General features: G+C 71.8%; 11 protein-coding genes and 1 pseudogene. 5 read left to right on the top strand and 7 right to left on the bottom strand.

Annotation, left to right across the window (positions count from 1 at the left end; genetic code table 11):
- Positions 1-85: 85 nt before the first annotated feature.
- The 3 genes and pseudogenes from AB0M95_RS20515 to AB0M95_RS20525 all read right to left on the bottom strand — a co-directional run.
- Positions 86-298 (bottom strand): annotated as a pseudogene (locus tag AB0M95_RS20515) (DUF6461 domain-containing protein); the annotation flags it as partial.
- A gap of 100 nt (positions 299-398) precedes the next feature.
- Positions 399-1613: a substrate-binding domain-containing protein gene (locus AB0M95_RS20520; protein ID WP_363766741.1), complete on the bottom strand. Its 1215-nt coding sequence runs from the start codon at positions 1611-1613 to the stop codon at positions 399-401.
- A gap of 811 nt (positions 1614-2424) precedes the next feature.
- On the bottom strand, positions 2425-3873 hold the full coding sequence (locus tag AB0M95_RS20525) for an acyltransferase (RefSeq protein ID WP_363766744.1): 1449 nt from the start codon (positions 3871-3873) through the stop codon (positions 2425-2427).
- A 637-nt stretch (positions 3874-4510) separates the two neighbouring features.
- Between AB0M95_RS20525 and AB0M95_RS20530 the strand changes: the two genes are divergently transcribed.
- The 3 genes from AB0M95_RS20530 (at position 4511) to AB0M95_RS20540 (ending at position 7121) form a co-directional block, all read left to right on the top strand.
- Positions 4511-5179 (top strand): fasciclin domain-containing protein, encoded by a 669-nt coding sequence (locus tag AB0M95_RS20530; protein WP_363766747.1) that lies wholly within the window; start codon positions 4511-4513, stop codon positions 5177-5179.
- Positions 5180-5669: 490 nt separating this feature from the next.
- Positions 5670-6407, top strand: a complete 738-nt coding sequence (locus tag AB0M95_RS20535; RefSeq protein WP_363766750.1) for a DUF899 domain-containing protein — start codon at positions 5670-5672, stop codon at positions 6405-6407.
- A 150-nt stretch (positions 6408-6557) separates the two neighbouring features.
- On the top strand, positions 6558-7121 hold the full coding sequence (locus AB0M95_RS20540) for a fasciclin domain-containing protein (RefSeq protein WP_363766753.1): 564 nt from the start codon (positions 6558-6560) through the stop codon (positions 7119-7121).
- Positions 7122-7305: 184 nt separating this feature from the next.
- Here AB0M95_RS20540 and AB0M95_RS20545 read toward each other — a convergent pair whose 3' ends face one another.
- The 3 genes from AB0M95_RS20545 to AB0M95_RS20555 are packed head-to-tail and all read right to left on the bottom strand — an operon-like array spanning position 7306 to position 11626.
- A complete protein-coding gene (locus AB0M95_RS20545) occupies positions 7306-8595 on the bottom strand; it encodes a M20/M25/M40 family metallo-hydrolase (RefSeq protein WP_363766756.1) in 1290 nt (429 codons plus the stop codon).
- Positions 8592-10472 (bottom strand): prolyl oligopeptidase family serine peptidase, encoded by a 1881-nt coding sequence (locus AB0M95_RS20550; protein ID WP_363766759.1) that lies wholly within the window; start codon positions 10470-10472, stop codon positions 8592-8594. The genes AB0M95_RS20545 and AB0M95_RS20550 overlap by 4 nt, the downstream gene beginning before the upstream one ends.
- Positions 10469-11626, bottom strand: coding sequence for a C39 family peptidase (locus tag AB0M95_RS20555; RefSeq protein ID WP_363766762.1), 1158 nt, complete (start codon positions 11624-11626; stop codon positions 10469-10471). Before AB0M95_RS20555 ends, AB0M95_RS20550 begins: the two co-directional genes overlap by 4 nt.
- A gap of 115 nt (positions 11627-11741) precedes the next feature.
- Between AB0M95_RS20555 and merB the strand changes: the two genes are divergently transcribed.
- Entirely contained in the window at positions 11742-12530 is a 789-nt protein-coding gene (gene merB, locus AB0M95_RS20560) for an organomercurial lyase (protein WP_363766765.1), read from the top strand.
- Positions 12531-12564: 34 nt separating this feature from the next.
- Here the strand turns inward: merB and AB0M95_RS20565 are convergent, their stop codons facing one another.
- Complete coding sequence (locus tag AB0M95_RS20565; RefSeq protein ID WP_363766768.1) at positions 12565-13674, bottom strand: DUF5925 domain-containing protein; 1110 nt, start codon at positions 13672-13674, stop codon at positions 12565-12567.
- Between the two features lie 238 nt (positions 13675-13912).
- Here AB0M95_RS20565 and AB0M95_RS20570 point away from each other — a divergent pair, with 238 nt between their 5' ends.
- Positions 13913-14686, top strand: a complete 774-nt coding sequence (locus AB0M95_RS20570; RefSeq protein ID WP_363766771.1) for an N-acetylmuramoyl-L-alanine amidase — start codon at positions 13913-13915, stop codon at positions 14684-14686.
- Positions 14687-14717 lie beyond the last annotated feature (31 nt).

Genomic DNA, 14717 nt, shown 5'->3' on the forward strand with positions numbered 1-14717 from the left:
CCGCGGCGCCGGTGGCGGCGCAGGAGGAACCGGCGCTCACCGCACGGGCGGGGGACCGATCCCGGGGGGAAGGCGAACAGCCCGCTCACGGATCCACGATGGGTCCTACGAGCATCGGGCGGCCGAGCATGTCCGGCGTGAACGGCACCCCGGTGACCTTCGCCGCCAGGGCGAAGCCCCTTGGCACGGCGGTGTAGTGGTTGTCGTCCCAGGCGGCGTCCCACGCGGCCTCGTCCTCCGGCTTGTCCAGCCCCATGCCCAGCTCCCGCATGAAGCCGTTGAGTCGGTCAGGGTCGGAGCCGTAACGAGAGCGTCAAGACGGCAGAACCGGGCCGGGCTCGCTGGGAGCCCGGCCCGGAATGGGTGCCGCTGTTGAGGGTGCCTAACCGGTGACTACGTCAGTTCACGTCGAACGTGACGCACTTGTTGCCGGTCGGGTTGACCTTCACGAAGCCGTTGGAGGTGATGACCTGGTCGATCGCCACGCCCCAGTTACGGTCGACGTTGGCGTTCTCCTGGCCCGGGTTCGGGTCGCCGACCGGCTTGCTGTGCAGGGCGTTCGGCTTGCAGATCCAGCCGGCCTCGCCCACGTAGCCCTGGATCCACGCCGGGCCGCCGCGGCGGTAGGCGTTGAACAGGGTGCGGTTGAACTGGTAGGTGCCGTTCTGGATCGTGGTGGGCGACGGGGCGACGCCGTTCACGCCGATCAGAGCGGTGCCGGTCGGGCTGCAGTTGGCCTCACCGGTGGTGTACTTGCCGAAGGACAGGGCCCAGATCGAGCGCTGACGGTCGACGGCGGGCAGGTTGTTGATCGGGGTGCAGTTGTTCTCGAACAGGACCTGGCCGCCGGTGGCCGCGACACAGGTGTTCGGGTCGCCGCCGAGGAAGCCCTGCCACGTCGAGTAGGTGCCGGAGCTGGTCTGGATGCCGTTCACGCGGATGGCCGCGTTGCCGCCGCCGAACTCGTTCCAGTTGTGGTTGCAGGTGCCGATGGTCCCGGGCGGGCTGCCGGCGGGGGGAGTGCCGAGGAAGATCTGCTTGAGCTGGTCCAGCGTCAGGTTGGTGACGCCGTCAGATGCGCCGCCGGTCCACCGCGGGATGGTCACGGCGTCCTTGGCCCAGCCGACGTAGCGCAGCTTGTCGTTGGGGTCGTTCTTGCACTCGCTGGGAGCGCTGGCGGGCGCCGAGGAGGAACGGGCATAGGCGTAGACCCCGGTGCCCGGCAGGCCGTCGTTTTCCACGCACAGCATGCGGAGGCCGGCCGAGGAGCCCTGCGGGTACATCTCAGTGGCGACCTCGTGGTCGTAGTTCTCCGTCTCCACGATGTTGGCCGGCTGGGGGGTGACGCAGGTGAACGGCGGGAGAATCGGCGGCAAGGTCATCGCGCAGCCGGGGGACTCGTTGAACAGGTCGTCCATGTCCTGCATGGCGAAGTAGGTCGTGTCCGACCCGACGCCTGTCATGACGAAGTTGAACTTGCCGTCAGAGAAGGCGGGCGCCGCCGAAGCGGGGAGCGTGAAGGCGCTCGCGGAGGCGAACACGGCCGCGACGGCGGCGACGCGCCGGGCCAGGCCGCGGAATCGGCTCTTCTTTTCGGGACTTTCGGTGGACATGAATCCTCGATCCTCTGGGGGTGGGGAGCATTCGTCGGTCTGCCCCTGAGCAGGGCGGGGGCGTCGCGACACCACTGGCATCATCAGTTGGCTTCCGCTTTTCGCCAACTAACTGGAAATGTCAGGAGTGAGAATCAGAGGTGAGCAAGGTGGAGATTCCAGGATCTCCTGCGTGATTCCGCCTAACTGGGAATGTCAGGAGTGAGAACCCGAGGTGAGCAAGATGGATGTTCCAGGACTTCCTGCGCGGTTCCGCGATTTCGCAATTTCGGTTTGTCATATAAGTATTTAATGGACGCGCCGTCGGCGTTTTCTCCCCGGGGAGTGCCATGTCATGCAGGGGGAGCGGGGTGGCACGGGGTGGCCACGAGGGGTTCGGAGGACTGGAGGAGGTAGGCGACGAGGCGGCCGTCGCCGCCTTGGTGGAATCGGCGGTGATGCCGTTGTTGGTCATGAGGACGAGCCTCGAAGCGGCCCTTGTGAGGAGGGTCCAGTTCAGCCGTGACGGACGGCCGTTTGCGGGCGTTCCGGCGACCGTGGCCGCCGGTGAAAGTCGTCCTCCGGCGCGGATGTCGGTCGGGACGATGGCCCCCGGCCGCCCGGCGGCGATTGCGGCACTCGCGGCCGAGTCGTGGACCGACGCGGCTCTGGCCCGGTGCGGCCGCACATCCGGCTCTGACCCGCGACGCTCCGCGTCCCTGCCCGTCACGCGGACCATGTGACGGACTGGTGGCGGCCCGGCCTCAGGACAGTTGCCGGAGGTGGATGCACCGGCCGTCGTGGTCGAGGATGGTGAGAGGAGGCTCGGGGCTTACGAGGACGAATCGGCCGTCTCGGGCCGGCGGGCCCGGTCGCGGCGCCGGAGCAGGGCCAGCAGGGACGCGCCCGCCAGGTACACGGCGAGCGCGGACGGGGGCAGGCCGGTCGGCCCGTGATAGGCGGGCCCGGCCAGGGCGACGGCGAGGAGGGCGGCGACCACGGCGGCCGCGCCGAGGACGGTCAGCGCGGCGGTCACCGACCCCCGCGCGCCACGTGAAGCGGTGGCAACCGGCCCCCGCGTACCCGGAAAGGCGGCGGTAACCGGTCCCCGCGTGCCGGGTGAAGCGGCGGTAACCGGCCTCCGCATGCCGGGGGAGGCGGTGGCGGGTGGTTCCACGCGTCGCTCGGCGCGGCCGAACACCGCGACCAGCGCCGCCAGGATCACGCCCAGGCACAGCAGCCAGGGGATCCGGAGCAGCACCCAGGCGAGCGACCCCGCGGCCGGCTGGGGCATCACGTCCGTCCCGTACAGGGCCAGGGCGCCGATGATCAGGGCGGTCATGTGCCAGAGGAACAGCGTCATGATGACCGAGTTCACCCCGACCACCGCCGTCCACGGGCCCGGCCGCCGCAGCCACCGGTTCCCCGCGTCCCGCAGCCACAACGCGACCCCCGTCTGCGAGGTCGCGAGGGCGAGCAGGGCGAGGGTGGGCGGCGCGGTGTTCTGTACCGCTTCGCCGGGGAATCCGACCATGCTGACCGGGTAGGGCCCGGCCACCGTCAGCGCGGCCAGGGCGCCCAGGCCGAGCACCGCCAGCGGCACGGCGACCCGGGGCCTGGCGGGCAGGCGCCCGTCCTGCCAGGCGAAGCCGAGCTGGTGGACGGCCAGCCACGCCAGCAGATAGTTCGCCTGGCCCACGTACGGAACGTCGAGGCCGAGCCGCGCCAGGTCGCATGCGCCGACGAGCGCCGCGAGGACGACCGGGACGGCCAGGCCCGCGCGCCGGTGCAGCGCGTACATGGGAGGGGTGAGCACGACCACGGCGATGTAGACGACCAGGAACCACAGCGGGATCGTGGCCAGCCACACCGCGAGGCCGATCAGGGACGGGCCGACGCCCGCGAGCCGCGCCGCCAGTGCCACCGCCGCGAGCGCGCACAGCAGCACGGTGGTGGGGCCGGCGAGCCGGGCCGTCCTGCCGAGCACCCAGGCGGCCGGGGCGCCGCCGCGCCGCAGGTGGGACCTCAGGGACGCGGCGTTGGCGTACCCGCCGACCAGGAAGAACAGGGGCATGACCTGGAACACCCACGTCAGCGGGCGCGTCCAGGGTACGGTCTCCAGCACGGCGCGCCCGGAGAACCCTCCGGGGCCGTGGGTGATCGAGACGACCAGCCAGTGACCGGTGACGACGGCCGTGATCGCGAAGGCCCGGACGAGGTCGACGTAGCGATCCCGCCGCGTCGGCGCCCGCTCGGCCACCCGCCGAATTCGCGCGACCACCGATCCACCCGAAATCCACGCCCGCCACGCCACCCACCGTGTTCCCGGGGTCGCACGGGGTTTCTCGGTGCCGCTGTCCGCCATGGCCGGGCATCCCCTTCCGCTCCCTTAACGGTCTATCAAGCGAGCTCCGGGCGGGTGAACGGCGGAGATACTCAACCGCGCATGGTGTCTCGTACCAGGTTCGGCAGGGGGGCGTACCCATGACGGGCCGTGCGGCGGCGCCCCGGCCAGGCGGCGGGGGCGTGGTGGGCGCCGGACGAGGCCGGGCGGACAGGAATTGGGAGGTTCGCGGGGTTTCTTGTGGGTGTCTGTGCTCGGGGGGAGGTTTGGCTAGGGGGAGGGGGTGGTGATGGGGGAGGTTTGGGGGGTTGTGGTGCTTGGCATGGGGGGCGGGGGCGGCCGCGCGGCGATAATTGAAGGGTCGCCCGCGGGCCGGGGCTCCGTTCGCGGAGGAGCGTCCGGGACCGCCTGGTCGTGCGACGGTGAGATCGTGGCCGTCGTCCGCGAGCACCGGGCGGCACCGTCGTCCGCGAGCGCCGGGCGGCACTTTCCTGCGGCCGGTCGGCCGTGTGCCGACCCCTGCCTGACGGCCGCCCTCAAGCGCGAGAATCGCGTGGAACAGGGGGACAGGCATATGCGCACTCGTCTTCTCGCCCTCCCGATCGTGGCGGCTCTGTCGCTGGCGACCGTCACCACGGCGGCGCGCGGCTCCGTCCAGGACCTTTCGCCCCGGTACGACCGAGGCACGCTCACATCGGCGTCCGCCTGGGGCCTGGTCACCCCCGCATCCGTGCAGGCGTCTCCGCTCTCGTCCGTCCGAGGAGTGATGGCCGCGCCGGTGGGGCCGGCGTGCAAATCGCTGCCCTCGTCGGGACGGGGGAGCCTCGCCGACCTCGGGAGGCTCCGGGTCGACACGGCGGCGGCGCACCTGCCGGACCTGTCGACGTTCCATTCGGCCCTCGTGGCGGCCGGGCTGACGAGCAAGCTGAACTCGGCCAAGAACATCACCGTGTTCGCGCCGACCAACGAGGCGTTCGACAAGCTCGGCAAGCGGAAGCTCAACAAGCTCGAGAAGGACAAGGCCGCGCTGACCAAGATCCTCACCTACCACGTCGTCCAGGGGCGTAAGACGCCGGCGGACCTCAAGAAGGGCGACTTCACGACGCTGGAAGGCGGCAAGCTCACCACCAAGGGGTCCGGCGGCAAGATCAAGGTCGAGGGCGCCAAGGTCCTCTGCGGCGACATCCCGACCCGCAACGCCAACCTCTACCTGATCGACTCGGTCCTCACACCCAAGGGCTGACCGGCGCGGGCCGGAAAGCGGCGGGGCGCCTCGGCGGAGGAGCAGGTCGATCACGCCGGTGGTGCCCTCGTCGCCGTGGCCCCCGGCCAGGCGGCGCTCCATGAGGGTCGTGAACGGGGTCAGCAGCTCGGCGCTGACCCCCTGCTCCTCGGCCGTGCGCAGCCACCCGATGCCGCGGTCGGCGGCGGGATCGAGCGCCGCGACTCGTCGTGCCGGCGAACCGGGTCTGAACCGGGTCCAAGGGGCCGGTGAATGAGGGGAAAGCGTCGAATGGCATGGCGGCCGTGGATATCGGAAACGCGGCAGGAATGCGGGCGATTAATTCGCGACGACGGCCGAGTTCGGCTACCGGATAAACCCGGGATTCGTCAACCCCAGAGCGCCCGGCGCGCTTTCTGGGGTCGTTTGGCAGTCCGCGCGCGGGTACGCGAGCATGACGTACGTCGGTATGACGCCGGGGGCCGTTCGCTTCGGATCACAAGGAGGACCGGTGGAAACACCGCCGATCGTGTCGCGCGACGAGTGGCTGGCCGCTCGCAAGGAGCTGCTGGCGAAAGAGAAGGAGGCGACCCGCGCACGTGACGCGGTCACCGCCCAGCGGCGCGCGCTGCCCATGGTCGAGGTCGACAAGGATTACGTGTTCGAGGGCCCCGACGGCAAGGCCCGCCTCATCGACATGTTCGAGGGGCGCCGCCAGCTCATGACCTACCACTTCATGTGGATGCACGACAGCGACGTCGGCTGCACGAGCTGCTCGTTCCTGGTCGACAACGTGGGTGACGTCCGGCACCTGAACAGCGCCGACACCACGCTGGCGCTGGTCTCCCGCGCCCCGATCGCGAACATCGAGCGGTTCCGGCAGCGCATGGGCTGGACGCTGCCGTTCTACTCCTCGCACGACAACGACTTCAACTACGACTTCCACGTCACCGCGGACGAGGACATCGTCGCGCCCTCCCAGTACAACTACATGGACAAGGCGACGCTGGAGTCCAAGGGCATCGGCTTCTTCGTCGGCAAGGGCCAGGACGCCCACGGGCTGAGCGTCTTCCTGCGCGACGGCAACCGCGTTTTCCACACGTACTCGACGTACGGGCGCGGGCCGGACCTGCTGCTGACGACGTACAACTACCTGGACCTGACGCCGCTCGGCCGGCAGCGGTACGTCAACGAGTTCCCGCACCACGACACCTACGAGACCGGCGCCCCGGCCGAGCACTGCCACTGAGGCCGGATAAGGATCTCCCCCTGCCTGCCCGCGCATTCCGTCCGGGCAGGCGGCGATGGGGGACGTTTGCCGCAGGTCTTCCCTGGCATGGGCACCGGGGGCGGGCGCTCGGCGATAATTGAAAAGGTCGCCGACGCAAAGGGGACCGGCATGCGAATCCGACTTTCCGCCCTTCCGGCAGTGGCCGCCCTGTCGTTCACGGTTCTCACCTCCGGTGCCGCCGCGCACGCCGCCCCGTCGCCCTCGCCGGTGGGGTCCGGATGCGGGTCGTTGCCGAAGTCCGGCCCCGGCAGTCTCTCCGAGGTCGCGAAAGAGCCGCTGGCCACCGCCGTCTCGCACATTCCGGAGCTGTCCACGCTGGTCGCCGCCGTGAGGAAGGCCGGGCTGGAGGACGCCGCGAACTCGGCCAAGGACATCACGGTCTTCGCGCCGACCAACGAGGCCTTCGCGAAGATCCCCAAGGACCAGTTCGACAAGATCGTCGGGGACAAGCGGGCGCTGGCCAGGCTGCTCGGCTACCACATCGTCGAGGGACGCAAGTCGCCCGCCGACTTCAAGAGCGGCGGGTTCACCACGCTGGAGGGCAGCAAGGTGACCACGAGCGTCTCCGGTGAAACCTACAAGGCCGACGGCGCCGGCGTCCTCTGCGGCAACGTCCAGACCCGTAACGCGACCCTCTACATCATCGACGCGGTGCTCAAGCCCCGCGGGTGACGAGCGGCAGCAGGACCAGCAGCCAGAAGGCCGCGACGGCCGCCGTCGCGAGCGCGATACGGAGGCGGCGGGGCGCGGGGGATCGCCGCCGTACTCCCGCCGCCGGTCGCGAGGCGCTGCCTTGTACCCCAATGGGGGTAGGAGTGCCAGTGCTCCTGCCCCCATTGGTGAAGGCCCTCGAAACTCAGGCGGCCGGCGAGGTCAGCAGCCGGTCCAGGACGCGGACGCCGAACTCCAGGCCGGCGACAGGGACGCGCTCGTCCACGCCGTGGAACATCCCGAAGTAGTCCAGCGTGGGGTCCAGCAGCAGCGGCGCGAAGCCGTACCCCCGGATGCCGATCTTGGCGAAGGACTTGGCGTCGGTGCCCCCGGTCATGACGTACGGAACCGGGCGGCCGGTCGGGTCCTCGGCGAGCAGGGCCGCGCACAGCTCGTCGAACAGTCCCGACGTCGGCGAGGCCACGCCGTCGTCGAAGCTGACGAACTCGCGGGTGATCTTCGGCCCGAGCAGCTTGTCCACCGTCTCCAGGAACTCGTCCCGGAAGCCCGGCAGGAACCGCCCGTCCACGTGGCCCTCGGCCGTGCCGGGGATGACGTTGACCTTGTACCCGGCATCCAGCATCGTCGGGTTGGCCGAGTTGCGGATCACGCCCTTGAACAGCGTGCCCGCCCTGCCGAGCCGCTCGACCTCCTCGTCCAGCCGGTCCAGGTCGATCGTCGTCCCGAGCGCCCGGCCGAGCCTGTCGATGAGCTCGGCCACGGCGGGCGTCATCCGTACGGGCCAGCGGTGGTCGGCCAGCCGCGCCAGCGCCCGGCACAGCTCGGCGACCGGGTTGTCCACCGGCGGCTTGGACCCGTGCCCGGCCACGCCGTGCGCCGTCACCTTCATCCACGCCGTGCCCCGCTCGCCCACCGCGACGGGGTAGACGCGGGCGTCGCCGGAGCCGGCCTGGACGCTGAAGCCGCCGGACTCGCTGATGGCCTCGGTGCAGCCCTCGAACAGGTCGCGGTGGCGGGTCACGGCGTAGCCCGCGCCGTACTCGCCGGTGGCCTCCTCGTCGGCGAGGAACGCCAGCACGATGTCCCGCTTCGGCCGCCGCCCGGTGCGCGCCCATTCGCGCACCAGCGCCAGCGTCATGGACAGCGTGCCCTTCATGTCCACCGCGCCGCGCCCGTTGACGCACCCGTCCTCGACCTCACCCGAGAAAGGGTGCAGCCTCCACTCGGACGGGTCGGCGGGGACGACGTCCAGATGGCCGTGGACGAGCAGCGCCTCGGGGTCGTCCCCCGGGACGCGGGCCACCACGCTCGTGCGGCGGGGCGCCGACTCGAAGACGACGGGCTCGATGCCCGCCTCCGAGAGCAGCCCCGCGACGTACTCGGCCGCCACGCGCTCTCCCGAGCCGTCCGGCGTGCCGTCGTTGGTCGTGTCCATCTTGAGCAGGTCCGAGCAGATGCTCGCTACCTCTTTCACTTTGGTCCTTTCAACGTCAACGGCGGCACCTCGGGGGTGGGGAAGCCGAAGATGAGCCCGTAGAACGCGAGCTCGGCCTCAAGCGCCGCGACGATGGTTTCCTCTCGTCTCCAGCCGTGCTGTTCCCCGGGGAACGTCAGGTACGCCCACCGGCCGCCGTGCGCCTCCAACGCGGCGACGAACCGCTCGGCCTGCCCGGGGTCGACGATGGCGTCCTCCAGGCCATGCATCATAAGCGCGGGCCCGGACGCCTGGTGGGCGTGCAGGGTGGGGGAGCGGTCCAGGTAGCGCTGCCGGGTCTCGGGCAGCGGGCCGATCAGGCCGTCCAGGTACCGGGACTCGAAGTCGTGGGTCTCCCGCGCCCACCCCTCGGGGTCGGTGATCGCGTAGCGGGCGACGCAGCCGCGGAACACGTCGCTGTGCACGAGCGCCGCGACCGACGTCCAGCCGCCCGCGCTGCCCCCGCGGATGGCGACGCGCTCCGGGTCGGCGAGCCCGGCCTCGATCAGCCCCCGGGCGACGGTCTCGCTGTCGCGGACGTCCACGATGCCCCAGTTGTGGCGCAGCCGCTCCCGGTACTCCCGGCCGTACCCGGTCGAGCCGCCGTAGTTGACGTCGGCGACGCCGATGCCCCTGCTGGTGAAGTAGGCGATCTCCAGGTCGAACACCAGCGGGCTGACGCCGGTCGGCCCGCCGTGCACGAACATCACATACGGGGAGGGGACGCCGTCCCGCGCGCCCCGCGGCGGGTAGACGTGCGCGTGCACGCCGCCGAACTCCATGGGCAGCGGCACGGGCAGCACCTCGGGGCCGGGAAGCTCCTTGGCGGGGGACAGCACCTCGCACGCCCCGCTCGCCAGGTCCACCCGGACCACCTCGAACGGCTTGTACGGCGTCGCCGCCACGCCCACCACACGCGCGCCGTCCGGCGAGGCCGAGATGGTGGGCGCCCAGTAGGTGTACTCCTCCGCGACGTCCCTCATCTCCCCGGTCTCGGGGTCGAGCACCCCGAGCCGCTTGCCGTCGGCCGTGCCGTACGCGGCGACGATCCTGTCCCCGGCGAGGGCGAACCAGCGGTAGCCGAGCTTCCAGGCCGCGTCGCCGAACTCCTGCGGGATGGGGGTGAGGTCGCGCGGCTCGCCGCCGTCCAGCGGCACCAGGTGGATGTTCCACCAGCCGGTCGGGTCGGTGACCGCGTACAGCGCGTCGTCGTCGCGCCATTCGAACTGCGCCACGGCCTCCTCGGGCCCGCCCGCGACGACGCGGTACGCCCCGGCGGTACCGTCGTCGCGCAGGGGGGCCACGCACAGGAAGGTGCCGTCCCAGGGCATGTTGGGGTGGTCGTAGCCGATCCAGGCGACCTGCCGCCCGTTCGGGGACACGCGGGGGTTGAACAGGAAGTGCTGCGCCGTCGCGACCACCCGGACCGGGCCGCCGCCGAGCGGCACCGCCACGAGGTCGCGCCGGTCCTCGGTCTCGCGCACGCACCACACCTCGTCGGCGGGGTCACCGGGGACGATCAGGTCCGCGTACCGCGACGGCCCCTTCGGGGTGAGCGGCACGGGCTCCCCGCCGGGGTCGAGGCGGTACAGCCGCTGGTCGTCCCAGTGCGTGAACACCAGCCCGCCCCCGGGCAGCGCCCGCCAGGACCGGCCGCCGTACTCGATCACCCGGTTGCGCGCGTTCCAGCCCGGCGGCAGCACGTCGCTCACCCGCCCGTCCGGGGTGCGCCGCACCACGCACCGGCGCCCGCCCTCGGCCGGGCGCGGCTCGTCCCACCAGACCTCCTCCCCGCCCGGGGCGGGCACGATGTCGGCCCAGAACGGGCGGTCGTCCACGCGTGCGACGTCGGCTGCAGTGATGGGAGACTCGATCACCAGGTGCCCTCTGAGGATGCGAACGGAAACGGAAGCGGGACATCAAGCGGGTGGATGACATGGACGATTCCCCCGCTACCGGCCGCGCGTAACCAGACGTGCTCGAACGCGGCCCGCGGATAGGTTCTCTTGACCGTGTCGTCGGACGGCGCCGCCGGATCGTTGGCGATCACGTCGCCTTCGGGGGTGAACCCGGTGACCACCATCAGGTGGCCGCCCGTCGAGTACCCCGCGCCGGGCAGCTCGCGCTCCTTGAACGACTGCGAGGTGATCACCGGGACGCCGGCGCGGATGAAGCGTTCCAGTTCGGCCAGCGAGCGCAGCCGGGTGACGAACCCGTCCATCCCGTACCGCCCGGCGTACGCCACCGCGAACGGCCAGTTCCCCGTGCCCTGGTAGCTGTGGTCGTACATGTCGCGGGCGGCGTGGTCCACGGCCGGGCACGGGTCGGCGGGGTCGACGAAGGCCAGCTCGCCCGGGTCCGGCCCGGCCCCCCAGTACCGCAGCACCATGGTCACCGAGGCGGGGCTGCACCAGGAGTCCCCGCCGCCGCCCCACTCGGGGTAGTGGCCGGCGTGGAGCCACTGCGAGCGCGGCGGCACGTCCAGCTCGGCGCCGCGGGCCTCGCCGGGCGCGCTGACCGGTACCCCGGCCCGCGGGGGCGGCGCCGAGGCCATCACCCCGGCCGCGCGCACCCGCGCGCCCGCGCCGTACAGGGTGATCCGCAGCCGGTAGGCGATGACGGGACGGGCCGCGACGAAGGTGTCGACCGCGACGTCGCCGTCCTCGTCGCCCTGGCCGGGCAGCGAGGTGCGGTGGATGTCGTCGGCGCCCTCGGCCCAGCGGCCCATGTCGTACCACTTGGTCAGCCCGCCGGTCACCGTGCGCGCCCGCAGCTCGACGCGCAGCCACGAGCCCTTGGGCGCCGCCGCCGTCCAGGAGGGCACCAGCTCGGTGGCGGGGAAGCCGATCTCGCGCTCCTCGGAGGTCCACCGCGCGTACGGCCAGGTGGTGGTCTCGCCGCCGAACGGATCGAGGTAGCCGGTCACGCCGCTCTCCGAGGGGACCACGGCGGTCCACCGGTGGTGGGTTACACGGCTGAGTCCGACGGGCGATGGGGTGACCACCTTGCCGATTGTGGTTTCGGGGATCATCGGGCACATCGGATGGTTTACGTATCGCCGCCCCGCCCGCGCGGGTCGGCCCGGCCGCGGCGCCCCCGCGGGACTGCCGGTATCGACCCAGGTCAGGATGGGTATCGTCAGTTTCATGCACGATCTCGCAGACGTGCGGGTCCTCGTCTACCGGCGCTTCGCCGAGCAGGGCGAGCCGCCGCGGCCCGAGGAGGTCGCCGCCGAGCTCGGCATCGGGACGCCCGATGCGCTCGAGGCGCTCCGCGCGCTCCACGACGCCCACCTGCTCGTGCTGGACGGCGACAGGCGGCGGATCGTCATGGCACACCCCTGGTCGGCGGCGCCGCTGGGGTTCGTCGTGGCCGGCCCGCGGGTCAAGTGGTGGGGCGGCTGCGCCTGGGACTCGTTCGCGATCCCCGCGCTGGTCGGCGAGCCGTGCCTGGTCGCCACCCACTGCCCCGGCTGCGGCCGGGCCCTGGCGCTGGACGTCTGCCCGGACGAGCCGCCGTCCGCCGACCTGGTGGCCCACTTCCTGGTGCCGATCCCGCGCATGTGGGACGACGTGGTGTACGCCTGCGCGCACCAGTCGCTGTTCTGCTCCGAGGAGCACGTCGGGCGGTGGCTGCGCGAGACCCGCAACCCGCGCGGGGTGATCCTCGGCATGCGCACGCTGTGGCTGCTGGCCACCCGGTGGTACGCCGGCCGCCTCACCCGCGAGTACCGCAGGCGCACCCCGGACGAGGCCCGCGCGCTGTTCCAGGAGCTCGGCCTTTCCGGCCCGTTCTGGGGGAGCGAGGCGGCGGAGCCGGACCCCGTCCCGGCCGCCGGGCGGGGGCTGCCCCGCACCGAGCCGGCCCTGCTGACCCGGACCGGCCCGGCGGCGGCCGCGCGGAGGGCGGCCGAAGCCGGACCGGTGCCGAGGTAGCGGATCAGGCCCCGCGATCGGGGCGGAGGGGCCGTCAGAGGTAGAGGCCGGTCGTCTCCGCGGGCGCCGCGGGGACGGAGGAGGCCCGTCCGGAACGCAGCGCGAACAGCTCCGCCAGCGACGCCCCCGCCCGGCCGACCCCCTCGGTGGAGCCCAGCCACTGGACGGCCTCGTCGTACGGCAGGCGGCCCGCCTCGACCTGCGCCAGGCAGCGGCCCGGGCGTACGACCGCCGGGTGCAGCCGGGACAGCTCCTCGTTGGTGGTCACCGCCACCAGCACGTCCCTGCCCTGCCCGAGCAGCCCGTCGGTGAGGTTCAGCAGGCGCGACAGCCCCTGCCCTGTGGCCTCCTTCGCCTCGGCGCGGATGAGCTCGTCGCAGTCCTCCAGCACCAGCAGGCGCCAGCGGTGGCCGTCGTCGTCGGAGTCGTACCCGACGGCGACCTCCATCAGGTAGCCGGGGTCGGCGAACAGCCGCTCGGGGTCGAGCACGCAGTCGACCTGGCACCATTCGGCCCATTCGCGGGCCACGGCCCGCAGCGCGGTGGTCTTGCCCGTGCCCGGCGGCCCGTGCAACAGGATCAGCCGCCCGTCCACCTCGGACGGTGTCACGCGCATCAGGCCCTCCAGTCCCGTGCGCGCCGCCTTGGAATAGTTCGCCTGGATCGCCGGCCACAGCGGGGCGCTGATGGGGCGCTCGGTGCGGCGGGGCCCGCGGGCGCCCGTCCACCAGAACCCCATGTCGACGTGGCCGCTGTCCTGCGGCATCGGCTCGGCCGCGTCCTTGGTGGCCTCCTCCAGCACCGAGCGGGCGAGCTCGTCGCTGACGGCCGTCACGGTGACCACGGCGGCGCGGTTGCTGTACCGGACGGCCCGGAGCGTCCAGCCGTCCCCGCACGCCAGGCGCGATTCGCGGCCGTCCTGCTCGCGCGCGGAGCGGGTCAGTCGGGCCTGGGCGGGCATCAGCGCCGCGTCGGAACGCACCCGCTCCAGGCTGGCGGAACGCGCGTAGGGCTGGTTCCCGTTGGCGAACGGGGACAGGGCCAGCGCGTCGATGACATCGATCGGCGAGTCGCCGTCGTCAAGCCACAGCCGCATGGGCAGGGCTTCCGCGGCGGGGAAACGGACCTCCTCCACAATGGACATATATTCATGATTCAGCCGTTTGTGCGGGAAGTCCAAGCATTTTCGCGCAGAGATGCAAACAAGTCGGCATCGAGAAACCGGCATCGCCGAACCGCCCATGTGGGCATCAGCATGCGGATAGGGTTGGCAAGATGCGGATTCCGCTCGCCGTGCGCCGTGAAGCCGGGGTTCGGCGCGGGGGTGGCAAGGCGGGTCCGCGGGCCGGTCCGGAAAGCGCTCGTTCCCCCTGGAGTTGTTCGTGGCCATCGACATCGTGTCGCGCAAAGACTGGGGCGCCCGTGCCCCCAGAGGTTCCTATTCCACGCTGACCTCCACGAAAGGCGTCAAAGTCCACTACACGGGCGGCCGCGTGGAACCGGCGATCCTGGACGACCACGACCGCTGCGTCGCCATGGTCAGGTCCATCCAGAACTTCCACATGGACGGCAACGGCTGGCTGGATATCGGATACAGTATGGTCAGTTGTCCGCATCGTAAGGTCTTCGTCGGCCGGGGCCCCAGGCATCTGCCCGCCGCCAACGGCCCCGACCTCAACAGCGGCCACTACGCCGTCCTCGCCCTCGTCGGCAACGCGGGCCTGATCCAGCCCAACGACGAGATGCTCCACGGCGTCCTGGACGCCATCGACTACCTCCGCGAGACCGGCGGCGCCGGCCCGGAGATCAAGGGCCACCGCGACGGCTACTCCACCGACTGCCCCGGCGACACCCTGTACGCCTGGGTCAAGAAGGGCGCGCCCCGGCCGGGCGGCGGGCAGACGCCCCCCGAGCCCGGCGGCCACCCGAAGTTCCCCGGCCGCCTGCTCAAGTACCCGCCGGTCATGCGCGGCGACGACGTCCGCACCTGGCAGGCCCAGATGAAGAAGCGCGGCGCGAACATCGACGCGGACGGTGCCTACGGGCCCGCCTCCAAGGCGGTGTGCGTCGCCTTCCAGCGCGAGCAGGGCCTCGACCCCGATGGCGTCGTCGGCAAGGTCACCTGGGACGCCGCCTGGGAGGCCCCGCTCTCCTGACGGGCTGCCAGACCGCCCGCCCTCCGGTCCT

This window comes from Sphaerisporangium sp. NPDC051017, assembly GCF_040683095.1.
Lineage (GTDB): Bacteria > Actinomycetota > Actinomycetes > Streptosporangiales > Streptosporangiaceae > Sphaerisporangium.